The sequence below is a fragment of the Streptomyces sp. NBC_00873 genome, from assembly GCF_045207415.1.
Classification (GTDB): Bacteria; Actinomycetota; Actinomycetes; order Streptomycetales; family Streptomycetaceae; genus Streptomyces.
Window position 1 is genome coordinate 3,516,234 of record NZ_CP108803.1, and the last position, 22,205, is coordinate 3,538,438.

The 22,205-nt window shown below is 69.9% G+C and carries 17 protein-coding genes; 11 read left to right on the forward strand and 6 right to left on the reverse strand.

The genetic code is table 11. The features are described 5' to 3' along the window. Positions 1-113: 113 nt before the first annotated feature. The 3 genes from xseA to OH809_RS15765 all read left to right on the forward strand — a co-directional run bounded on the left by xseA (position 114) and on the right by OH809_RS15765 (position 2,436). Complete coding sequence (gene xseA / locus OH809_RS15755) at positions 114-1,325, forward strand: exodeoxyribonuclease VII large subunit (protein ID WP_406421797.1); 1,212 nt, start codon at positions 114-116, stop codon at positions 1,323-1,325. Positions 1,326-1,391: 66 nt separating this feature from the next. Then, a complete protein-coding gene (locus OH809_RS15760; RefSeq protein ID WP_406421796.1) occupies positions 1,392-1,649 on the forward strand; it encodes an exodeoxyribonuclease VII small subunit in 258 nt (85 codons plus the stop codon). Between the two features lie 196 nt (positions 1,650-1,845). Further along, a complete protein-coding gene (locus OH809_RS15765) occupies positions 1,846-2,436 on the forward strand; it encodes a malonic semialdehyde reductase (RefSeq protein ID WP_406421795.1) in 591 nt (196 codons plus the stop codon). Between the two features lie 90 nt (positions 2,437-2,526). Here the strand turns inward: OH809_RS15765 and OH809_RS15770 are convergent, their stop codons facing one another. Then, the gene (locus tag OH809_RS15770; protein ID WP_406421794.1) at positions 2,527-3,045 is read right to left on the reverse strand and encodes a DUF4245 domain-containing protein; all 519 of its coding nucleotides are present in this window, start codon (positions 3,043-3,045) and stop codon (positions 2,527-2,529) included. A 167-nt stretch (positions 3,046-3,212) separates the two neighbouring features. Here OH809_RS15770 and glpX point away from each other — a divergent pair, with 167 nt between their 5' ends. Beyond that, positions 3,213-4,244 (forward strand): class II fructose-bisphosphatase, encoded by a 1,032-nt coding sequence (gene glpX / locus OH809_RS15775; protein WP_406421793.1) that lies wholly within the window; start codon positions 3,213-3,215, stop codon positions 4,242-4,244. A gap of 204 nt (positions 4,245-4,448) precedes the next feature. On the opposite strand, the gene OH809_RS15780 is transcribed toward glpX, so the two are convergent. Beyond that, positions 4,449-4,820: a WhiB family transcriptional regulator gene (locus tag OH809_RS15780; protein WP_406421792.1), complete on the reverse strand. Its 372-nt coding sequence runs from the start codon at positions 4,818-4,820 to the stop codon at positions 4,449-4,451. A 168-nt stretch (positions 4,821-4,988) separates the two neighbouring features. Next, a complete protein-coding gene (locus OH809_RS15785) occupies positions 4,989-5,663 on the reverse strand; it encodes a DUF1707 domain-containing protein (protein ID WP_406421791.1) in 675 nt (224 codons plus the stop codon). Between the two features lie 320 nt (positions 5,664-5,983). On the opposite strand from OH809_RS15785, the gene OH809_RS15790 reads away from it, so the two are divergent. Further along, a complete protein-coding gene (locus tag OH809_RS15790) occupies positions 5,984-7,651 on the forward strand; it encodes a fumarate hydratase (protein ID WP_406421790.1) in 1,668 nt (555 codons plus the stop codon). A gap of 110 nt (positions 7,652-7,761) precedes the next feature. Here the strand turns inward: OH809_RS15790 and OH809_RS15795 are convergent, their stop codons facing one another. After that, positions 7,762-8,748 carry a LuxR C-terminal-related transcriptional regulator gene (locus tag OH809_RS15795; protein ID WP_406421789.1) on the reverse strand — a complete coding sequence of 329 codons (987 nt, stop codon included), beginning with the start codon at positions 8,746-8,748 and terminating at the stop codon, positions 7,762-7,764. Between the two features lie 155 nt (positions 8,749-8,903). Between OH809_RS15795 and OH809_RS15800 the strand changes: the two genes are divergently transcribed. Together OH809_RS15800 and OH809_RS15805 are read left to right on the forward strand one after the other, a co-directional pair. Next, positions 8,904-10,094 (forward strand): MFS transporter, encoded by a 1,191-nt coding sequence (locus OH809_RS15800; RefSeq protein ID WP_406516253.1) that lies wholly within the window; start codon positions 8,904-8,906, stop codon positions 10,092-10,094. A gap of 304 nt (positions 10,095-10,398) precedes the next feature. Continuing rightward, positions 10,399-11,727: a M18 family aminopeptidase gene (locus tag OH809_RS15805; RefSeq protein WP_406421788.1), complete on the forward strand. Its 1,329-nt coding sequence runs from the start codon at positions 10,399-10,401 to the stop codon at positions 11,725-11,727. Between the two features lie 72 nt (positions 11,728-11,799). On the opposite strand, the gene OH809_RS15810 is transcribed toward OH809_RS15805, so the two are convergent. Then, on the reverse strand, positions 11,800-13,329 hold the full coding sequence (locus OH809_RS15810; protein WP_406421787.1) for a ricin-type beta-trefoil lectin domain protein: 1,530 nt from the start codon (positions 13,327-13,329) through the stop codon (positions 11,800-11,802). A gap of 106 nt (positions 13,330-13,435) precedes the next feature. On the opposite strand from OH809_RS15810, the gene OH809_RS15815 reads away from it, so the two are divergent. The 4 genes from OH809_RS15815 (at position 13,436) to OH809_RS15830 (ending at position 19,564) form a co-directional block, all read left to right on the forward strand. Continuing rightward, positions 13,436-14,860, forward strand: coding sequence for a class II fumarate hydratase (locus OH809_RS15815; RefSeq protein ID WP_406421786.1), 1,425 nt, complete (start codon positions 13,436-13,438; stop codon positions 14,858-14,860). Between the two features lie 44 nt (positions 14,861-14,904). Continuing rightward, a complete protein-coding gene (locus OH809_RS15820) occupies positions 14,905-15,621 on the forward strand; it encodes a DUF402 domain-containing protein (protein WP_406421785.1) in 717 nt (238 codons plus the stop codon). Positions 15,622-15,992: 371 nt separating this feature from the next. Further along, a complete protein-coding gene (locus tag OH809_RS15825; RefSeq protein WP_406421784.1) occupies positions 15,993-17,963 on the forward strand; it encodes a SpoIIE family protein phosphatase in 1,971 nt (656 codons plus the stop codon). Positions 17,964-18,100: 137 nt separating this feature from the next. Further along, positions 18,101-19,564 (forward strand): catalase, encoded by a 1,464-nt coding sequence (locus tag OH809_RS15830; RefSeq protein ID WP_406421783.1) that lies wholly within the window; start codon positions 18,101-18,103, stop codon positions 19,562-19,564. 121 nt (positions 19,565-19,685) lie between these two features. Here OH809_RS15830 and OH809_RS15835 read toward each other — a convergent pair whose 3' ends face one another. Further along, positions 19,686-21,965, reverse strand: a complete 2,280-nt coding sequence (locus tag OH809_RS15835; RefSeq protein ID WP_406421782.1) for a transglycosylase domain-containing protein — start codon at positions 21,963-21,965, stop codon at positions 19,686-19,688. Positions 21,966-22,205: the final 240 nt, after the last annotated feature.

Here is a 22,205-nt window from a genome sequence, read left to right on the forward strand (position 1 = left end):
GCGGAGTCGCAGGGCGTCGGGAGACCACTCCCTGTCGTGGGGGAGGCCGTAAGAGGTCTCTCGCGTGTCGTGGGGCTGCCTCGTTGTCCGTGGTGGCGGATACGCTCGCTCGCATGGCTCTCAATACGTCCGCGGAAGCTCCGCTGCCCGTCGGCGAGGTGTCACGGCTGATCGGGGGATGGATCGACCGGCTCGGCGCCGTCTGGGTCGAGGGGCAGATCACGCAGTTGTCGCGACGGCCGGGTGCCGGGGTGGTGTTCCTGACGCTGCGCGACCCGTCGCACGACATCTCCGTGAGCGTGACCTGCTTCCGTCAAGTCTTCGACCGGATCGCGGATGTGGTGACGGAGGGTGCGCGGGTCGTCGTCCTCGCCAAGCCCGAGTGGTACGCACCCCGCGGCCAGCTGTCCCTGCGGGCCACGGAAATACGGCCGGTCGGCATCGGCGAACTGCTGGTCCGGCTGGAGCAGCTGAAGAAGTCCCTGGCCGCGGAGGGGCTCTTCGCCCTGGACCGGAAGAAGCCGCTGCCGTTCCTGCCGCAGCTGATCGGTCTGGTCTGCGGTCGGGCGTCGGCGGCCGAGCGCGACGTGCTGGAGAACGCGCGGCGGCGCTGGCCCGCGGTCCGTTTCGAGGTGCGCAACACCGCGGTGCAGGGCGTGCACGCGGTGACCCAGGTGGTCCAGGCGGTGAAGGAGCTGGACGACCTGCCCGATGTCGATGTGATCATCGTGGCGCGCGGCGGCGGCAGTGTGGAGGACCTGCTGCCGTTCTCGGACGAGCAGCTCATCCGTACGGTCGCCGAGTGCCGCAAGCCGGTGGTGTCCGCGATCGGGCACGAGCCGGACTCCCCGCTGCTCGACCTGGTCGCGGATCTGCGGGCGTCCACGCCGACGGACGCGGCGAAGAAGGTCGTGCCGGACGTGGGCGAGGAGCTGGACCGGGTGCAGCAGCTGCGGGACCGGGCCCTGCGGACCGTACGGGGGCTGCTCGACCGGGAGGAGCGGGGACTGGCCCATGCGCTGGGTCGGCCCTCCATGCAGCAGCCGCAGCGGATGGTGGACGAGCGTACGGCGGAGGTCGACGCGCTGATCGGGCGGAGCCGCCGGGTGCTGGGCCATCTGCTGGACCGGGCGGACTCGGAGCTCGCCCACACCCGGGCGCGGGTGGTCGCACTGTCGCCCGCGGCGACGCTGGAGCGCGGGTACGCGGTGCTGCAGCGGCCGGACGGTCATGTGGTCCGCTCCCCCGCGGACGCCGGGGCGCCGGGCGACGAGCTGCGGGCGCGGGTGTCCGAGGGCGAGTTCACCGTGCGGGTGGCCGAATGACGTACGCGCCGCCCCGCCGTTTTGGCTCGGACCTGGTTGTCGTACCTCACACATAGGGTGGATCACATGACGGACGACGCGACAACGGCACCTGCCGCCACGGACACGCTCGGGTACGAGCAGGCGCGGGACGAGCTGATCGAGGTCGTGCGGCGCCTGGAGGCGGGCGGCACGACGCTGGAGGAGTCGCTCGCGCTGTGGGAGCGCGGCGAGGAGCTGGCCAAGGTGTGCCGGCACTGGCTGCAGGGCGCCCGGGCCCGGCTGGACGAGGCGCTCGCCCAGCCCGGGAAGGAGCAGCCGGACCGGCAGGGCGACGCGGGCTGAGCTGAGCCCGGTCCCGGAATAGATCCGGCGCGCCCGGTGGTTGTGCGCCTCGTCAGAAGTCAGGGCGGCCGGGCGCACTTCGCACACGTTTGTGGAGTGGATCACTCAGGTCAGGTTTTAGTTGAAAGTTAACCTACCTATCGCTTACGGTCGCCGTATCGCTTGATCCGTATTCGTCCGGAAGGTAATCCGCAAGATGTCCCTCGCTCTTGACCCCGCTGCCCAGAACCTCCTCTTCCGCGAGGCCCGCACCGCCAACACCTTCACCGACGAGCCGGTCTCCGACGAGCAGGTCCAGGCGATCTACGACCTGGTCAAGTACGGCCCGACCGCCTTCAACCAGTCGCCGCTGCGCGTCGTCCTGGTCCGCTCCGACGACGCCCGCGCGCGCCTCGTGAAGCACATGGCCGAGGGCAACCAGCCGAAGACCTCCACCGCTCCGCTGGTCGCGATCCTGGCCGCCGACAACGAGTTCCACGAAGAGCTCCCGGCCCTGATGCCGCACTTCCCGCAGGCCAAGGACGCGTTCTTCTCCGAGCGCCCGGTCCGCGAGTCGTCCGCCGCGCTGAACGCCGCCCTGCAGGCCGCGTACTTCATCATCGGCGTCCGCGCCGCCGGCCTGGCCGCCGGCCCGATGACCGGCCTCGACGCCGCGGGCATCGAGAAGGAGTTCCTGGACGGCGACCACAGCCTGCTGATGGTCGTCAACATCGGCAAGCCGGGCGAGGACGCCTGGTTCCCGCGTCTGCCGCGTCTCGCCTACAACGAGGTCATCACGACCGTCTGAGGCATTCCAGCCGTACGGAGAAGGGTCCCGGAGCACGTGCTCCGGGACCCTTCTCCGTACGCCCGTATGCGAGGCCGTCCGGCTCGCGGCTCAGGACGTCCTGAGCGCGGCGGCCATCTCCGCCAGCCGCTCCGTCGACGCCGAGCCGGTGACGACCGTGGTCGCGCCCTTGTCGTGGCGCACGAGGGCGTCGTACTTCGGGCCCTCCCAGTGCTGCCACGTCGCACCGGCGACCTGCTGCGTGCGCCCGGTGTTCCGCGCGTCCTGGCTGACCTCGGACACGTACTTCTTCGCCGGGGCCGTCGACTGCTCCACCGCGACGTACTTGCCGTCCGGGTCGAGGAAGCCCAGGTGCCAGCCGTTGCCCGCCTCGCGGTCGTAATTGACCGAGGTCGGCTTCCAGTCCTTGGACAGCCCGGCCGGAGCAGCGACCGGGTACGGGGCCGCGCGCCTGGCCGTCACGAGCTCCACGCGGTAGTCGACCGCCTTGACCGGGTTGGCCTTGTCGTCGTGCGGGACGAAAATGTAAACGACCCCCGCGACGGCGGAGATCACGGCCATCGACAGGATCATGTCCCGCGCTGTCTGCTTGCCTCGCTTGCTTGCCACGGGTCCATGGTCGCATCAGGCCCGACGGGGCCGACCGAGGGGCAGGAGAACGGGGCACCCGCCCCATCCTGCCGCTCATAAGTGACCCGGCCTGCTCATTTTATCGACCTGGCGATAGAGTTCAGAGCACCCTCTTCCGGTCGTCGTCGTACAGAAAGGGCGCTCCGATGTCCGAGCATCATCTGCCGTCCCAGCTAGAGGTCTCCCCGGAGGCCCCCGACCGCAACCTGGCCCTGGAGCTGGTCCGGGTCACCGAGGCCGCCGCCATGGCTGCCGGGCGCTGGGTCGGCCGCGGCGACAAGATCGGCGCCGACGGCGCCGCCGTGAAGGCCATGCGCACCCTCGTCTCGACCGTCTCGATGAACGGCGTCGTCGTCATCGGTGAGGGCGAGAAGGACGAAGCCCCCATGCTGTTCAACGGCGAGCGGGTCGGTGACGGCACCGGCCCCGAGGTCGACATCGCCGTGGACCCGATCGACGGTACGACCCTGAACGCCAAGGGCATGCCGAACGCGATCGCCGTGCTGGCCGCCGCCGACCGCGGCGCCATGTTCGACCCGTCCGCGGTCTTCTACATGGACAAGCTGGTCACGGGCCCCGAGGCCGCCGACTTCGTCGACATCAATGCGCCCGTCTCGGTGAACATCCGCCGGGTCGCGAAGGCGAAGAACTCCGCCCCCGAGGACGTCACCGTCGTCATCCTGGACCGCCCGCGCCACGAGGGCATCGTCAAGGAGATCCGGGAGACCGGCGCCCGCATCAAGTTCATCACCGACGGCGATGTCGCCGGCTCGATCATGGCCGCCCGCGAGGGCACCGGCGTCGATCTGCTGATGGGCATCGGCGGCACCCCCGAGGGCATCATCTCGGCGTGCGCCATAAAGTGCCTCGGCGGTGTCATCCAGGGCAAGCTCTGGCCGAAGGACGAGGCCGAGCGGCAGCGCGCGCTGGACGCCGGGCACGACCTGGACCGGGTGCTGTCCACGGACGACCTGGTCAGCGGCGACAACGTGTTCTTCGTCGCGACCGGCATCACGGACGGTGAGCTGATGCGCGGCGTGCGGTACCGCAGCGAGACGGCGACCACCGAGTCGATCGTGATGCGGTCCAAGTCCGGCACGATCCGGAAGATCGACTCGACCCACCGGCTGTCGAAGCTGCGCGCCTACAGCGCGATCGACTTCGACCGCGCGGAGTAGACCGCGCGAGGCACGCGTGAGGGGGCCTCACCCGGCCGGGAGAACGTGAAGAGGCGCCCCCATGTGCGGTGGGGGCGCCTCTCCGCGTCGACGGCGGGTGAGGGGTGGCTCGTCGCGTCCGGGAGCCGTCCTCCCGTCCCGGTGGAGCCGGGCCTCGCGTCCCGCGAGGCCCCCTTCGGTCCGCTCCGGTCAGGTCCGCTCCGGTCAGCCGGCTGCGGCGATGTGGTCGGCCGGAGCAGCGGCCTTGAGCTCCATCTCGCGCCGCCTGCGGCGGGCGAGCACCACACGGCGTTCGGCGGCGGTGAGGCCGCCCCACACTCCGTACGGTTCGGGCTGCACCAAGGCGTGTTCCCGGCACTCGATCATCACCGGACAGCGCCCGCAGACCCGCTTCGCGGACTCCTCTCGTGACAGTCGGGCAGCAGTCGGCTCCTTCGACGGGGCGAAGAACAGCCCGGCTTCGTCCCGGCGGCACACCGCCTCCGAGTGCCAGGGGCCGGTCTCGTCCTCCCGAGCAGGGGTGCGCTGGGTGGGGACGGCGGCGACCTGCAGGGGCTGATGCGGCAGTTGCAGCACGGTCTACTCCTGACGACAGCTTCGCGAGCGAGAGACGATGCAGCAGTCCCTACCCGCTGTGCGTGCGCCTATGCACTGAGTGGCACCGAGTTCCGGGCGGCGAAATTGTGGTCGATCGGAAAATTGGCCTGATTGGACACGGTGCGGACCGGCACGGCTTGCCGTGGTTCAGTGGCCGAGGTGTTTGCGCAGCTTGCTGTGGAGATCCGTAATCAGTTTCCCGCGCTTCGGCTTCGCCTCGACGTTACCGAAGACCGAATAGCCGTTGACGACGACCACAGGTGCTTCAGGGTCTGCGGATTCCAGTGTGACCACTTCGAAATTACCGAAGACGCCCGTCCCGCTGCCGCGCAGCGAGATGTTCTCCGGGACCTTGATCTCGACACTTCCGAAGATGGATGTCGCGTTGATGACAGTGAGTCTCTGACCGAAAAGCGCCTCGGTCAGATCGATCTCCACGCTGCCGAAGAGCGAGAAGGCGTTCGTACGGCCGCCGACGCGCCAACGGCCCTTGCGGGTGGAGCTGCTGAAGATCGCCACCAGGTTGTCGGCCGGGCCGGTGGGGGCCTCGGGGCCGTACGCGTACGGAGCGGCGGACGAAGGCAGGGCGGCGGCGCCGGGGGTCGGCAGATCCCGTACCAGCGGTTCGAGTTCACCGACGGTCTTGGCCCGGTAGACCGCGTCGACCCGCTCGGCATGCTCCTCGGCGGTCAGTCGGCCCTCGGCCATGGCATCGCGCAGGATGTCCGCGATCCGGTCGCGGTCCGCGTCGGAGGCACGGATGCCCGCGGGCGCGGTTTGCGCCGGGGCGGCGGGCTGCTGGGGGTGCTTTTCGAGGTCCACCGACCAAGCGTACCCAAACGCGATAGATCGCGACTAGTGCCTCTCCGTCCGATCAGGCCGGATCAGGGAACGGCCAGCCGCGGAGTGACGACAACGCCGCAGATGTACGCGCCGGACCCCGCGGGCCCGGCAGGATCCGAAAGGGCGGCCCCGGGACACGCGGCGGGCCGATCGGGGAGTCGCGCCCGCCGCGCCCCGGGCGGCCGCGCGCGTTCGACTGAGCCTTACCTCACAGCTTCGGCACCCTTGCGGCGTTCTACCCTGGTGGGTGCGCTGTCCAAGGGAGGCCAGCCACTGTCGCCGAGTGAGGAATGGCCGTAATGCCAGAGTTTGCGTACTCCGATCTGCTCCCTCTGGGAGAGGACACCACGCCGTACCGGCTGGTGACCGCCGAGGGCGTCTCGACCTTCGAGGCCGACGGCCGTACGTTCCTCAAGGTCGAGCCGGAGGCGCTGCGCACCCTGGCCGCCGAGGCGATGCACGACATCTCGCACTACCTGCGCCCCGCTCACCTGGCACAGCTGCGGCGGATCGTCGACGACCCCGAGGCGTCGTCCAACGACAAGTTCGTGGCGCTCGACCTACTGAAGAACGCCAACATCGCCGCCGCGGGCGTCCTCCCCATGTGCCAGGACACCGGCACCGCGATCGTCATGGGCAAGCGCGGGCAGAACGTGCTGACTTCGGGTGGTGACGAAGAGGCGCTCTCGCGCGGCATCTTCGACGCGTACACCAAGCTCAACCTGCGCTACTCGCAGATGGCTCCGCTCACCATGTGGGAGGAGAAGAACACCGGCTCGAACCTCCCGGCCCAGATCGAGCTGTACGCCACCGACGGCGGCGCCTACAAGTTCCTCTTCATGGCGAAGGGCGGCGGCTCGGCCAACAAGTCGTTCCTCTTCCAGGAGACGAAGGCCGTCCTGAACGAGGCCTCCATGATGAAGTTCCTGGAGGAGAAGATCCGTTCGCTGGGAACCGCGGCCTGCCCGCCGTACCACCTGGCGATCGTTGTCGGCGGCACGTCGGCCGAGTTCGCGCTGAAGACCGCGAAGTACGCCTCCGCCCATTACCTGGACGAACTGCCGGCCGAGGGCTCCCGGACGGGTCACGGCTTCCGGGACAAGGAGCTGGAGGAGAAGGTCTTCGAGCTGACGCAGAAGATCGGGATCGGTGCGCAGTTCGGCGGCAAGTACTTCTGCCACGACGTGCGCGTGGTGCGGCTGCCCCGGCACGGTGCCTCGCTGCCCGTCGCGATCGCCGTGTCCTGCTCCGCGGACCGTCAGGCCACCGCGAAGATCACCGCCGAGGGTGTGTTCCTGGAGCAGCTGGAGAAGGACCCGGCGCGCTTCCTGCCGGACACCACGGACGAGCACCTGGACGAGGCGGGTGACGTCGTCAGGATCGACCTGAACCGGCCGATGGACGACATCCTCGCCGAGCTGACCAAGTACCCGGTCAAGACCCGCCTTTCGCTGACCGGCCCGCTGGTCGTGGCGCGCGACATCGCGCACGCCAAGATCAAGGAGCGGCTGGACGCGGGCGAGGAGATGCCGCAGTACCTGAAGGACCACCCGGTGTACTACGCGGGTCCGGCGAAGACGCCCGAAGGGTACGCCTCGGGTTCCTTCGGCCCGACGACGGCCGGGCGAATGGACAGCTATGTCGCACAGTTCCAGGCGGCGGGCGGATCCAAGGTGATGCTCGCCAAGGGCAACCGGTCCAAGCAGGTCACCGACGCGTGTGATGCGCACGGCGGCTTCTACCTCGGCTCGATCGGCGGCCCGGCGGCGCGCCTCGCCCAGGACTGCATCAAGAAGGTCGAGGTCGTCGAGTACGAGGAGCTCGGCATGGAGGCGGTCTGGAAGATCGAGGTCGAGGACTTCCCGGCGTTCGTCGTCGTCGACGACAAGGGCAACGACTTCTTCACCGAGCCCGCTCCGGCGCCGACGTTCACCAGCATTCCGGTGCGCGGTCCCCGTCTCGCCTGACCGGCAGGACTCGGCCCGCTTCGGGGGCGTCACGGTTTCGGCCGGGGCGCCCTCGCGGCGCGTCCGTGACGGAGTCGGCGCCTGACCGCCGCGCGGCCGCGCCTCTTCGTTCAGGTGTCGAGCAGTCCTGACGTGGCGAGCAGGTAGCCCAGTTGGGCGCGGCTGTTGCTGCCCAGTTGTTCCGAGACCTTCCGCATGTGCTCGGCGACGCTGCGGCGGCTCATGCCGAGCCTGCGGGCGATCGACGCGTCCGTCTCGCCGCCGACCACCGCCAGCAGAATGGTGCGCTGGAGGTCGGACGTGATGGCCGGGGAGCGCTGTGGTGCGTCCTCCGGGCGGATCGGGACGGAGCGGGACCAGGCGTGGTCGAAGTGCCGGACCAGCAGAGCGATCAGGGCCGGATGCTGGACCCGCAGGGCTGTGTGCGGCTCCTCGTGGACCGGGACGAATGCGACGTCGCGGTCGCAGACGATGACCCGGTCGACGACCTCGGCAAGCGTCCGCACTTCGGCGCCGGCCGACGTGACCTGCTCGATGTACGAGAGCGTCGCACGGTGCGTACGGGCGGTGTGCTGGTAGATCGTCCGCTGTCGCACGCCTCGCCGCAGCATCGCCAGATCGCGCGGCAGCGCCTCGCTCAGGACGTGCGCGGGGCGTCCGCCGCCGGGCTGCGCGGTGAGCAGCTCGTCCCGGCAGCTCCCGACGGCGGCGTCGAGCGCCTTGTTGATGACGGTTCTTCCGGTGAGCCGGGTGAGGGTGGGTTGTTCCGTCCGGTGCACATCCGAGTACGGCCCCTCGAAGGCGGCGAGGGCGGCGCGGGTGGCGCGCAGGGTCCGGCGCTGCCGGACGATCGCCTCCTCGATGGGCCCGAGCGCGGCGAAGGACGCCGTCTCCGGCGGTACGGGGATCAGGAAGCCCGGCGCTTCGCGGTCCGCCACCACCAGCTGCAGGGCGCGCAGACACGCAGGTGCCCCGGTTTCCGGAAGGCTTCCTTCCATCAGGGCGCGCCGGTAGGCCGTCAGGGCGGTGACGCAGGGGCGGTCCGACGACGATTCGCGGCAATCACATGCGCCTGTGCTGGAATGATCGTCCTTCACAAGTATGCAGATTACATTCGTGCGAACGGGGCGACATCCGGGTTCGCAGTGACTCGACCACTATGTGCGGGGTGACGCTCCGCACCGACCACTGCCCCGGCCGTTCGGCCGACCGGCCGGACAACTCGGCCCGCGGCGAACGGCATTATCGCTTCCTGGTCGCCGGATACGCCGTCTCCTCGTACGGCACGTTCCTGAACATGGTGGCGCTCAATCTGTTCGTCTACGAGACGACGGGCCGGGCGATCGCCATGGGGCTGTTCATGGCGGTGCGGCTGGGTGCCGGCTTCGTCGCCGGTCTGACGGCCGGCAGGCTGCTCGCGCGCTTGACGGCCAAGACCGTCATGCTCTGGACGAACGCGGCGCAGGCGGCGGTGATGCTGTTGCTGATCCTCGCGCCGGACGGGCTGCGGACAGCGGCGCTGGTGGTCGTCTCCGTGGTGATCGGTGCCTGCGGGACGCTGTTCATGGTGGCGCTGCGCAGCTCCATTCCGGAGATGGTGGGCGAGGAGCGGCTCGGATGGGCGAACTCCCTCTCCATCACGGGGCGTTCACTGGCGATGGTGGCCGGTTTCGCCTCGGCGGGTGTGGTGGTGTCGCTGGTCGGGTACACGACCGCGTTCGTGGTGGACATGGTCACGTTCGTGCTGTGTACCGTGACGGTGGCGCTGCTGCCGGTCGCGGGCGGGGGAAGGACGGGCGAGGCCGCGGAGCGGACGGGGCGGCGGTCGAGGAAGCCCGGCGCGTTCGCCGCGCTGGCCGCCGCGCCCGGTCTCGGTCTGATGGTGGCGCTGCGCGGCGTGGACGCCTTCGGATCCTCGTCCCACAACGCGGGACTGCCGGTCCACTCCGCCGGCCTCGACCCCTCGCACCCCGCAGTGTTCGTCAGCTCCTTCTGGTGTCTGTGGGCGACGGGGAACGTCCTCGCGCAGCAGGTGATCCAGCGGTACGCGAAGCGCACCGGCCGGTCGGTGGGCACGCTGGGCTTCGGTTACGGCACGATCGTGATGTCCGGGGCCTTCATCCTCGCGTTCGCGGGGTTCCCGCTCCTCGCGACGGCTGTGATCGCGCTGATCGCGGGCGCGGCGGACGGGCTCACGGAGGTCTCCTACACCTCGCATCTGCAGACACTCGCGGCCGGCCCGCGCGGTCACGCCTTCGGGCTCTCCGCGACGTTCGAGAATCTCGGTTTCGGTGTCGGAATGATCCTTGTCGCGGCAGCACTTGACCGCTACACCCCGCTGACCGTCGTCGGGTGGTCCCACGGGGCAGCGATCCTCGTCGCGCTGGTGTTCGTGCTCCGGGTGGCGCGGCTGCGCAGAGGGACGGGATTCAGCCAATCTTGAGACCACCTGCGGGAGCCGCGGACCGTACCGGAGCGGGCGAGGACTGCGCCCTGGACCCGGTGCCGCTGTGACCTCCTCCCAGCGACCACTGTGACGGGGCCTCGAACGCGACGATCCCGCACCGCCGCTTTCACGCAGGGAGCAGCGGATCGGGCTTGCGCCGCGCCGGGACCGTGCGAAGGGTTGGCGGACGTTCCCGGGGCACTGCGCCGATTGTCTGCGCCGTCGGCCGCGCCTCCAGCCGCATGCCACCCGCTCCACCCCCCTCGCTCCCGATACCGAACACCGGAAAGGTGGACGCCGTATGACGCCGGCCCCCCATCTCAGCCACGCCAGCCGCCGCAGCCACTCCGACGACCTGCTCGCCTTCATCGGCGCCGCCCCGTCCCCGTACCACGCGGTGGCCGAGGCCGCCCAGCGCCTGGAGAAGGCCGGCTTCCGTGAGCTGCACGGCACGGCCGACTGGACGGGCACGACCGGCGGCAGCTTCGTCACCCGCGGCGGCGCACTGATCGCCTGGTACGTCCCCGAGGGCCTCCCCGCCCACACGCCGTTCCGGATCATCGGTTCGCACACCGACTCACCGAATCTGCGGGTCAAGCCCACCCCCGACACCGGCTCGGCGGGCTGGCGCCAGATCGCCGTGGAGATCTACGGCGGAGTCCCGCTCAACACCTGGCTCGACCGGGACCTCGGGATATCCGGGCGGCTCGCGCTGCGCGGCCCCGGTGGCGCGACCACGTCGCGGCTCGTCCGGATCGACGAACCGATGCTGCGCGTACCTCAGCTGGCGATCCATCTGGACCGTACGGTCAATGACGGTCTGGCGCTCGACCGGCAGCGTCATGTCGCCCCGCTGTGGTCGCTCGGCGCACCCGAGGACGGAGCGCTGGTGCGCCGGGTGGCGGCGGCGGCCGAGGTGGACCCGGCCGAGGTGCTGGGCTGGGACCTGATGCTGCACGACGTCCAGCCGCCCGGATATCTGGGCGTGGACCAGGAGTTCGTGGTCTCCTCGCGGCTGGACAACCTGGTGTCGGTGCACGCGGGCGTCACCGCCCTGGCCGACGCGGCGACGGCCGCCGAGCCGCCCGCGTACATCCCCGTCCTGGCTGCCTTCGACCACGAGGAGGTCGGCAGCGGCTCCGAGACGGGTGCGCAGAGCCCGCTGCTGGAGCGGCTCCTCAGCCGCTCGGTCACCGCGCGCGGCGGCAGCTCCGAGGACTGGTCGCGCGCCTTGTCGGGTACCTTCTGCGTCTCCGCCGACATGTCGCACGCGGTCCACCCCAACTACGCGGAACGGCACGACCCGGATCACCACCCGCTGCCCAACGGCGGACCGGCGATCAAGGTCAACGTCAATCAGCGGTACGCCACCGACAGCACCGGCATGGCGGTGTTCGCGTCGGCGTGCGAGCGGGCCGGCGCACCGTGGCAGCATTTCGTCTCCCACAACACGATGCCGTGCGGCACGTCGATCGGCCCGCTCACCGCGGCCCGGCTGGGTGTCCCGACGGTCGACGTGGGGGTGCCGGGGCTCTCCATGCATTCGGCGCGCGAGCTGTGCGGGGCGGACGATCCGGGGTATCTGGCCGCCGTACTGGGAGCGTTCGTGAGCGAGACCGCGAGCCGGTGAGCGCAGCGGGGCAGGGCGACCGCACCCGGGGCCTCTCGAAAGACCCTGGCGGCCGCCCTGCCCCTTCGGCCGTTACGCGAAGCGCTGCTTCGCCGTCCCGTCGCACGCCTGCAGCTTCAGCGGGTCCCTGGCCGCCGCCAGCGTCAGACACAGGCCGGTGGACGCCGCCGGGCGCACGGTGCCCGACTGCCTGACGAACTGCTGGTTGGCCGCGCCCGAGCAGTTCCACAGGATGACCGTGGCACCCGCCCTGTAGTCGGCGCCCGGCACATCGAGGCACCGGTCGTGGCTCAGCTCCGTGTGGATGCTCTTGTCGGCGGTGTCGTACCACCAGCCCTGGTTGCGGCCGCCGTGGCAGTCCCAGCCGCCGATCGGGGTGTTGTTACGGGTCACCGAGGCGGGGACGTCCACACAGGTGCCGGTGGCCTCGTTCTTGAGTGGCTTGAAGAGCGAGTCCCAGGCGGCCGGCTCCAGGACCGGCTTTCCGGTGCCGGCCGGGTCGGCGCAGCTCGCCTCGCGAAGGCCGGAGTTGTAGATCTGGGTCAAGCACGATGCGAAGGCCGCGTGCCCGCGCGCGTTGGGGTGGAAGGACTGCCGGACGGAGTTGGAGTCCGGCGGGAAGTGCGAGAGGTCGATGTAGAGACCACGGGCCCAGGTGGACTCGCTGCAGACCTCATGGCCGTGGAAGAGACGGGAGTTGTCGAGGTAGACGGCGCCGGTGTCGGCGGCGGCCTGCCGCATCCCGCGCTCGAAGGCGGGGACGGCGACGTTACGGCCCCAGGCGGCATCGGAGTCGTATCCGGCGCAGCCGCCGGGAAGCTTGCCGGGGAAGTTCGGGTTGTCGTAGAAGTCCGGGCCGATCGGGCTCGGATAGCCCATGACCACGAGCTTGTAGTCGCTGCTCGTGTAGCCGGCGTCGGACATGACGGTCCTCAGGTCGCGGACGGTCTTCTCGACCTTGGGGACGAGCCCGTCGACACGGGCCTGCCAGCCGCCCTCGTACTTCGGCCGGCAGGTGCCCTGGAGGAGGACCCAGCGTTCGACGCAGTCCGTCATGACCGGGCCGAACTGGAGGTCGTCGTTGGCGCCGGCCACGAGCACGATCATCTTGATGCGGGTGTTGCGCGCCTTGATGGCGAGGTTGTCGCTCTGCACGAGCTCGTCGGCGTACTGCTTCGAGCCGCCGATGACGATGTTGCCGGTGTACGCGCCGGAGCAGGAGACGTTGTACGTGACGTCGGCCGGGATCCCGGTGCGGTGGATCGCGGAGTCGGGTGAGCGGTGGCACCAGTTGTCGGGACCGTTCGTCCCCGCCTCGTACGTCCCGACGCCCTCGCCGGAAATCTCGCTGTCGCCGAGCGAGATCAGTCCGGTCCTGCGGTCGGCGAGCGGGCGCTCGGCCGGGCTCCCGTACAGCTGGGTGGCTTCGGCGGCGCGGATGGCCTCCAGCTCGGGCGAGAGGGGGGTCGATGCGGTAGTGGTGGTACCGGACCGGCCTGCCGCGCCTGCCGGTCCGGCGGCAGCGGCCATGCCGCCGAACGCCGCCGCCATGGCCGCGGCAGCCGCGACCGTACAGCGAAGTCTGTGCCTGGTGCGCCTCATTGCGCCTCCCCTGGTTGTGGTTACCCCCGGTATTTACTGGTCGGTAGGCGACTTGGGAATACACAGAACAAGACAAGTGCTCAACTTTTTCAGGAGGTTGAACCCCATGGACGACGCACAGGTCCCGGCGAACAGCGGCACAGCCGGAGAGAAGTACCGCATCGAGCACGACTCGATGGGCGAGGTGAAGGTCCCCGCGGATGCCCGGTGGCGGGCCCAGACGCAGCGCGCCGTGCAGAACTTCCCGATCTCCGGCCAGCGTCTGGAGCGGGCGCACATCGAGGCCCTGGCCCGGATCAAGGCAGCCGCGGCGAAGGTCAACGCCGAGCTGGAGGTGCTCGACCCGGACATCGCCGCCGCGATCCAGGACGCGGCCGCCGAGGTTGCCGAGGGCCGCTGGGACGCACACTTCCCCATCGATGTCTTCCAGACCGGGTCCGGCACGTCCTCCAACATGAACACCAATGAGGTCGTGGCCACCCTCGCCACCGAACGCCTCGGCCGCGACGTCCACCCCAACGACCACGTCAACGCCTCGCAGTCGTCCAACGACGTCTTCCCGTCCTCCATCCACATCGCCGCGACCGCGGCCGTCACCGGCGAGCTGATCCCGGCGCTGGATCATCTGGCGGCCGCCCTGGAGCGCAAGTCCGTCGAGTTCGCGGCGGTCGTGAAGTCGGGACGTACCCATCTGATGGACGCCACGCCGGTGACGCTGGGTCAGGAGTTCGGCGGCTACGCGGCGCAGATCCGGTACGGCATCGAGCGGCTGTACGCATCACTGCCGCGCCTCGCCGAGCTGCCGCTGGGCGGCACGGCCGTCGGCACCGGCATCAACACCCCGCCCGGCTTCTCCGCCGCCGTGATCGCCGAGGTCGCCCGTGTCACCGGACTGCCGTTCACCGAGGCCCGCGACCACTTCGAGGCGCAGGGCGCGCGGGACGGGCTCGTCGAGACGTCCGGCCAGCTCCGTACGATCGCCGTCTCGCTCACCAAGATCTGCAACGATCTGCGCTGGATGGCCTCCGGGCCGCGCACCGGATTGGCCGAGATCAGCCTTCCCGACCTCCAGCCGGGCTCGTCGATCATGCCGGGGAAGGTGAATCCAGTCATTCCTGAAGCCGTTCTGATGGTGGCGGCCCAGGTGATGGGGAACGACGCGACGGTCGCCGTCGCGGGCGCGGCGGGCAATTTCGAACTGAATGTCATGCTTCCGGTCATCGCGAAGAATCTGCTGGAGTCCGTCCGGCTGCTGTCCAACGTCTCCCGGCTGCTGGCGGACCGCACCGTCGACGGCATCACCGCCGACGTTGAGCGGGCCAGGGAGTACGCGGAGTCCTCGCCCTCCGTCGTCACGCCGCTGAACAAGTACATCGGCTACGAGGAGGCGGCGAAGGTCGCCAAGAAGGCGCTCGCCGAGCGGCGGACGATCCGCGAAGTGGTGCTGGACTCGGGGTATGTGGAGCGCGGCGATCTCACGGTGGATCAGCTCGACGAGGCACTCGACGTGTTGCGTATGACCCGCCCGTGACGTGGATCGCAGCGGCCGGGCGGGCGCGTCCCTAAGATCTGCCCATGACAGGTACCGGAGACATCGCGCCCGGAGAAGTCGAGCCCGGAGAGACCACGTACTGGGCGCCGGGTGATCAGATTCTGTGGCGCTACCGCGGCAACGGTCCGCGGTCGCCCGGCCGCGCCCACAGCCCGGTCCACATCTGCCGCCCCGTCACCGTGGTCCAGGACACCGCCGAGTTGCTCGCCGTGTGGATGGCACCCGGCACCGAATGCATGAAGCCGGTCCTCGTCGACGGCACCGATGTGCACGCCGAGCCGCTCGTCACCCGGTACACCGCGCCCCGTACCACCGCCCGTTCGACCTGGTTCGGCACGGGCGTGCTCAAGCTCGCCCGACCCGGCGAACCCTGGTCGGTCTGGCTGTTCTGGGACCGCGGCTGGAACTTTCGCAACTGGTACGTGAACCTGGAGGAACCGCACACCCGCTGGGCGGGCGGCATCGACTCCGAGGATCACTTCCTGGACATCGCCGTCAACCCCGACCGCAGCTGGCGCTGGCTGGACGAGGACGAGTTCACACAGGCGCAGCGGGTCGGGCTGATGGACCGGGACACCGCGCGGCGGGTACGGGAGGCGGGCCACGCGGCCGTCCGCGTGATCGACGCGTGGGGGGCGCCGTTCCGGGACGGCTGGGAGAACTGGCGGCCCGATCCGCGGTGGCGGGTACCCGCGCTGCCGGATGACTGGGACCGTACGCCCTCGCATATGCCGTCGTGAGACCCTTGATGCACCCCAGGGGGGCAAACGTAGGATCGTCCTCCGGAGGGCTGCTCCGCTTCAACCGGCGGGCGCGGCACAGGACCTGACCGCAAGTCATCGCACGAGTTGCACGATCTTCATGAGCCGCATCAGTTGCATGAGTCGCGAGAACCGCATGGACCACGACGAGGGGGTGGAAACGTGCACGCTGTCCGCCGCCCACGCGCCGGAAACGTTGCCACCTGCACACCTCGCAGGCATACGGTTTCGGCCCCGCCGGGCGGGGCATGCGGTGGCAGCCGTTGTCATCGCCGCTCTTGCCGGGGCACAGTGGCGCCCCACAAGGTGATTGCCTCATACAACCGGCCCGGACGGACGGAACCCCACGCGTGACGGAGCACCCCACCTCCCACGAAGGCCGGCAGCCTCTCGCCGCCCGGTCGCAGGAACGCGCCCGGCCGCGACAGCAGGATGCCGCGCCGCAGGCCGCGCCTGCCGCCGCAGCGATCCCGGGGCCGGCCCCGGCGCCCGGCTCCGGCTCGAATCCCACGGCGGTTCCCGGCCCCGCCGGCGCACCGAACCCGGCGACCGCGCCGAGCGCCGCCGCAGCCGGGCCGGACCCGCAGGCGGTGGCCCGCCGCGAGGGCGACCGGCTGCGCTTCGTGGGCGCCGCGACCCGCCGGATCGCCCGCGGCATAGACCTGGACGAGATCGTCCTCGGGCTGTGCAGGGCCAGCGTGCCGACGTTCTCCGACGCCATACTCGTCTACCTCCGCGACCCGCTCCCGGTCGGCGACGAGCGCCCCGTCACCCCGTTCGTGCTGCGGCTGCGCCGGTCCGACCGGCTGCGTTTAACCGACGACGAGTCCGATGTTTCCCCCTCCGCGGAGAGCGAGCGGCTGCGGCTGCCCGCCCTCGACCCGCACGCCGATCTGATGCCCGCGGCCGAGCTCTGCGAGGTCCGGGCGGGCGGCGCGCTCGCCGAGGTGCTGCGCGGCGTACGGCCCGTCTTCGGTGACTCCGCGACGGCCCGCGTCGCCCTGCCCGAGCTGCTCGGCACCGGGCGCACCGTACCCTCCGGCCACCGGGCGATCCTCGCCCCGCTGCGCGGCCGCCGGAGGGTGATCGGTGCTGCCGTCTTCCTGCGCGGGACCGAGCGGCCCCCCTTCGAGGCCAACGATCTGCTGGTCGCCGCGCAGCTGGCGACGCACACCGCGCTCGGCATCGACAAGGCCGTGCTGTACGGGCGCGAGGCGTACATCGCCGACGAGCTGCAGCGCACCATGCTGCCCGACTCGCTGCCGCAGCCCACCGGTGTCCGGCTCGCCTCCCGCTACCTCCCGGCCGCCGAGACCGCCCGGGTCGGCGGCGACTGGTACGACGCGATCCCGCTGCCCGGCAGCCGGGTCGCCCTGGTCGTCGGCGACGTCATGGGCCACTCCATGACCTCCGCGGCGATCATGGGGCAGTTGCGTACCACCGCGCAGACCCTCGCCGGGCTCGACCTGCCGCCGCAGGAGGTACTGCACCACCTCGACGAGCAGGCGCAGCGGCTCGGCAGCGACCGCATGGCGACCTGCCTGTACGCGGTCTACGACCCGGTCGCGCACCGGATCACCATCGCCAACGCCGGGCACCCGCCGCCCGTCCTGCTTCACCTCGGCGGCCGCGCCGAGGTGCTCCGGGTGCCGCCCGGTGCCCCGATCGGCGTCGGCGGGGTCGACTTCGAGGCGGTCGAGCTGGACGCGCCCTCGGGCGCCACGCTGCTGCTGTACACCGACGGTCTGGTGGAGTCCCGGCTGCGGGACGTCTGGACCGGGATCGAGCAGCTGCGCGAGCGGCTCGCCGCCACCGCCCGGCTCACCGGACCGGACCATTCGCCGCCGCTGGAGGCGCTCTGCGACGACGTGCTCGACATTCTCGGCCCCGGCGACCGGGACGACGACATCGCGCTGCTCGCCGCCCGCTTCGACGGGATCGCGCCGAGCGATGTCGCGTACTGGTTCCTGGAACCGGAGGACTCCGCCCCCGGACGGGCCCGGCGGCTGGCCCGCAGGGCGCTCAGCCGGTGGGGGCTGGACGAGCTCTCGGACTCGGTGGAGCTGCTGGTCAGCGAGGTGGTCACCAATGCCGTGCGGTATGCGGAGCGGCCGGTCACGCTGCGGCTGCTGCGGACCGACATCCTGCGCTGCGAGGTCGGTGACGACGCCCCGCAGCTGCCCCGGCAGCGCCGGGCACGCGACATGGACGAGGGCGGCCGCGGACTGTTCCTGGTGAACCGGCTGGCCAGGCGGTGGGGGGCGACCCGGCTGTCGACCGGCAAGGTCGTCTGGTTCGAGATGCCGACCCGCAGCCAGTAACAGCGCCTCGCCAAATTTGGACAAATAGGGGCGATCTCCACATGTTGCCATCCTCCCGTCGTCGGAGTTGACTTCAGTCGTGACCGGGCGCCGCCTGGACGATTTGACCGACACCCCGCACCGACGGGAGGACGCTCGTGTCCGAGGAAACCAAGAACACTCCTTACACCACGAACAACGCCGGGGTCCCGGTGGAGAGCGACGAACATTCGCTCACCGTCGGATCCGACGGGCCGATCCTGCTCCAGGACCACTACCTCATCGAGAAGATGGCCCAGTTCAACCGTGAACGGGTCCCCGAACGGGTGGTGCACGCCAAGGGCGCCGGCGCCTACGGCACCTTCGTCGTGACCAACGACGTCAGCCAGTTCACCAAGGCGGACCTCTTCCAACCGGGCAAGCAGACCGCCATGCTCGCCCGATTCTCCACGGTCGCCGGCGAACAGGGCTCCCCCGACACCTGGCGCGACCCACGGGGCTTCGCGCTGAAGTTCTACACCGAGCACGGCAACTACGACATGGTCGGCAACAACACGCCGATCTTCTTCGTCCGGGACCCGATGAAGTTCCAGGACTTCATCCGCTCGCAGAAGCGCCGCCCGGAGAGCGGGATGCGCGACCACGACATGCAGTGGGACTTCTGGACCCTCTCCCCCGAGTCCGCGCACATGGTGACGTGGCTGATGGGCGACCGGGGCATCCCGAAGACGTACCGCAACATGAACGGTTACAGTTCGCACGCCTATATGTGGGTGAACGCGGGTGGCGAGCGGTTCTGGATCAAGTACCACTTCAAGACCGACCAGGGCATCGACTTCTACACCCAGGCCGATGCCGACGAGGTGGCCGGTATCGACGGCGACGTCCACCGCCGCGACCTGTTCGAGTCGATCAAGCGCGGCGATCACCCGAGCTGGACGCTGTACGTCCAGGTGATGCCGTTCGACGACGCGCCGGACTACCGGTTCAACCCGTTCGACCTGACCAAGGTGTGGCCGCACGGCGACTACCCGCTGATCGAGGTCGGCCGGATGACGCTGAACGAGAACCCCGAGGACTTCTTCGTCCACATCGAGCAGGCGGCCTTCGAGCCGTCGAACCTGGTGCCCGGCATCGGTCCGTCGCCCGACAAGATGCTGCTCGGCCGGCTCTTCTCGTACCCCGACACCCACCGGTACCGGATCGGCCCGAACTACGCGCAGCTGCCTCCGAACCGGCCGCGCTTCGGCCGGAACTCGTACGCGAAGGACGGCCCGATGCGGTACGAGCCGGCGCGCACGGGAGCGGTCTACGCACCGAACTCGTACGGCGGACCGGCCGCGGACACCGAGCGCTTCGGCGACCCGGCGGGCTGGGCCACGGCGGGCGAGATGGTCCACGAGGCGTACAAGCTGCACCGCGAGGACGACGACTGGGGCCAGGCGGGCACCATGGTCCGCAAGGTGCTCGACGACGCGGCGCGCGAGCGGCTCGTGTCGAACATTTCCGGCCAGCTGCTGGACGGTGTGAGCCGCCCGGTCCTGGAACGCTCGCTGCAGTACTGGCGCAACGTGGACAAGGACCTCGGCGACCGGGTCGCCAAGGAGGTCAACAGCGGCTGACCGCGCACGCCGGACACACGGCGAAGGGTGCCACGGAGCGTATCCGTGGCACCCTTCGCCGTATCAGCCGGGTGAGCTGTGCGTGAGCCGTATCAGCCGGGTGAGCTGTGCGTGAGCCGCGTCAGCCCTGCGAGTGGCCGTTCTGCCTGCCGTCCGCCGGTTTCAGCGGGACTTCGGCGCTGTCCGTCGGGTTCGGGACGGTCGGCGGCCCGCTCGACATGTCGCCCGAGGGCGTCGGGTCGGACGACGTCGACGGGGGCGCACTGTCCGTCGGCGGCTCGGAGGACGGTGCCTGGCTGGACGGCTCGCCCGACGGGCTGGCCGATTCCGACGGCTGCCCGCTCGGGCTCGGCGAGGTAGAGGTCGGCGGCGGCGCCACGGCCGCACCCATGTTCGTGTCGAGGTCGAAGGTGCTGGTCCCGCCCATCACCTGGAACGTGTAGTCCGCCCAGATCTCGGCCGGGAAGCCACCGCCGTTGACGCGGCCGCCGCCCGCGGCGCCCTTCAGGGTGACCTGCGAACCCTTCTGGATCTGCTTGCCGTCGGCCCCCTTGTGGGACTCGGCGGCCTCACCGAAGAGACCGACCGAGGTGACGAGCTCCGGGGTGTAGCCGGTGAACCAGGCCGACTTGTTGTTGTCCGAGGTACCCGTCTTGCCGGCCACCTGCTGGCCGCCGCGGCCCGGGGCGTCGCGCACCGAGACCCGGGCCGTGCCGTCGTCGACCACGCCGGTCAGCACCGAGGTCACCGAGTCCGCGGCCTGGCGGCTGATCACCTGCTCGCCGATCGGGTCGGGCAGCGCGATCGGGGCGCCGCCCTGCCGGGAGGCGGACTTCACGATCGACGGGGTGACCTTCTTGCCGTGGTTGTCGAGCGTCGCGTAGATCCCGGCCATCTCCATGGGGCTCGCGCCCATCGAGCCGAGGGTCTGCGCGGGCACGACCGGCAGGCCGTCGACGTTCATGCCGAGCTTGCCCGCGGTCTGCATCACCTTGTCCATGTGGACGTCCACGCCCATCTGCGCGAAGACGGAGTTGATGGACTTGTTCATCGCCGTCTGGACGGTGACCGGGCCATAGTTCGCGTTGTCCTCGTTGGGCGGCGCGAAGGCGATGTCACTGCCCTGGACCGGGCGCCGGCTGTTGCCGTCGTACCGGGTGTTGGCGGTGATCGGCTGCCCGTCCTGCGTCTGGGCCCCCTGGTCGAGCGCCGCGGCGAGAATGATCGGCTTGAAGGTGGACGCGGGCTGGTAGTCGCGCCGGGTGGCGTTGTTCGTCCAGTGCTCGGTCAGCCCGGCGCCGCCGTACAGGGCGACGACCGCGCCGGTCTTCGGATCCACCGAGACCGCGCCGGCCTGCACGTCCTTGTCGACGCTGCGGCCCTTCGTGTCGAGCTTGCTGGTCAGCCTGGCGTTGACCGACTGCTCCAGCTGCTGCTGCTTCTTCTTGTCGATGTTGACCGTGATGGTCCAGCCGCCCGCGTCGAACTGCTCGTCGGTGAGGTGCTCCTGCTTCTGCACCACGGCCCGCGCCGCGTTGACGATGTAGCCCTTCTGGCCGGTGAGACCGTCCGGGGGCTTGGGGGCGTGCGGCACCGGGAAGGCCAGCCCCTGGCGCTTGCCGGCGTCCAGCCAGTGCTCCCCGACCATGTTGTTCAGTACGTAGTTCCAGCGTTCCTTGACCAGTCGCTTGCCGGTGGGCGTGGCGACGGCCCAGTCGTACTGGCTCGGCGCCTGGAGCAGCGCCGCGAGGTAGGCGCCCTCGGAGACGTCCAGGTCCCGGGCGTCCTTGCCGTAGTACGCCTGCGCGGCGGCCTGGATGCCGTAGGCGCCGCGACCGTAGTAGCTGGTGTTGATGTACCCGGCGAGGATGTCGTTCTTGCTCTTCTTCTGGTCGACCTTGAGGGAGATCACCAGCTCCTTGAGCTTGCGGGTGACAGTCTGGTCCTGGTCCAGGTAGTAGTTCTTGACGTACTGCTGGGTGATGGTCGAGCCACCCTGCTTGCCCTTGCCGGAGATCGTGTTGATCAGACCGCGCGCGGTGCCCTTGAAGTCGACGCCCTTGTCCGTGTAGAAGGACTTGTTCTCGGCGGCGACGAAGGTCCGCTGCACGTCCTTGGGGACCTCGGACAGCCCCACGATCTCCCGGTTGACCTTGCCGGTGCGGGCCAGCACGGTGCCGTCGGGGTACTTGTAGACGTTGCTCTGGAGCTTGGCCTGGGCGTTGCCCTCGGGTATGTCCACGATCATGTAGAGCACGAGGAACGCGCCCATGCCGAGCAGGCAGAACCCGAAGAACGCGCCCAGCAGTTTCTTCCACGTGAAGAGTCTGCGTATGCCGCCGCTCTTCGTAGCCCGCCGCGCCCCGCGCTGCTGGGCTCGTCGCGCATCCGCTCGACCCATCGCTGTGTTGCTCCCTGTTTCTCTGCTCGCCCGGATCCCCCTCGGCCCAGCCAGCTAACACTGTCGGTGGGGACAAAAAGCAAGAGATCCGGTCCTTTGCGGACGTGACAATCAGCACCTGTTCCTTAGGGAACCGACTCACGAGAGGTGCGCAAGGTTGCCAGGACAACTAATCTGATATCAGATTGCTGGTACTCGTCCGACCGGACACACAGGGCAATTTCATGACTGACCACACGA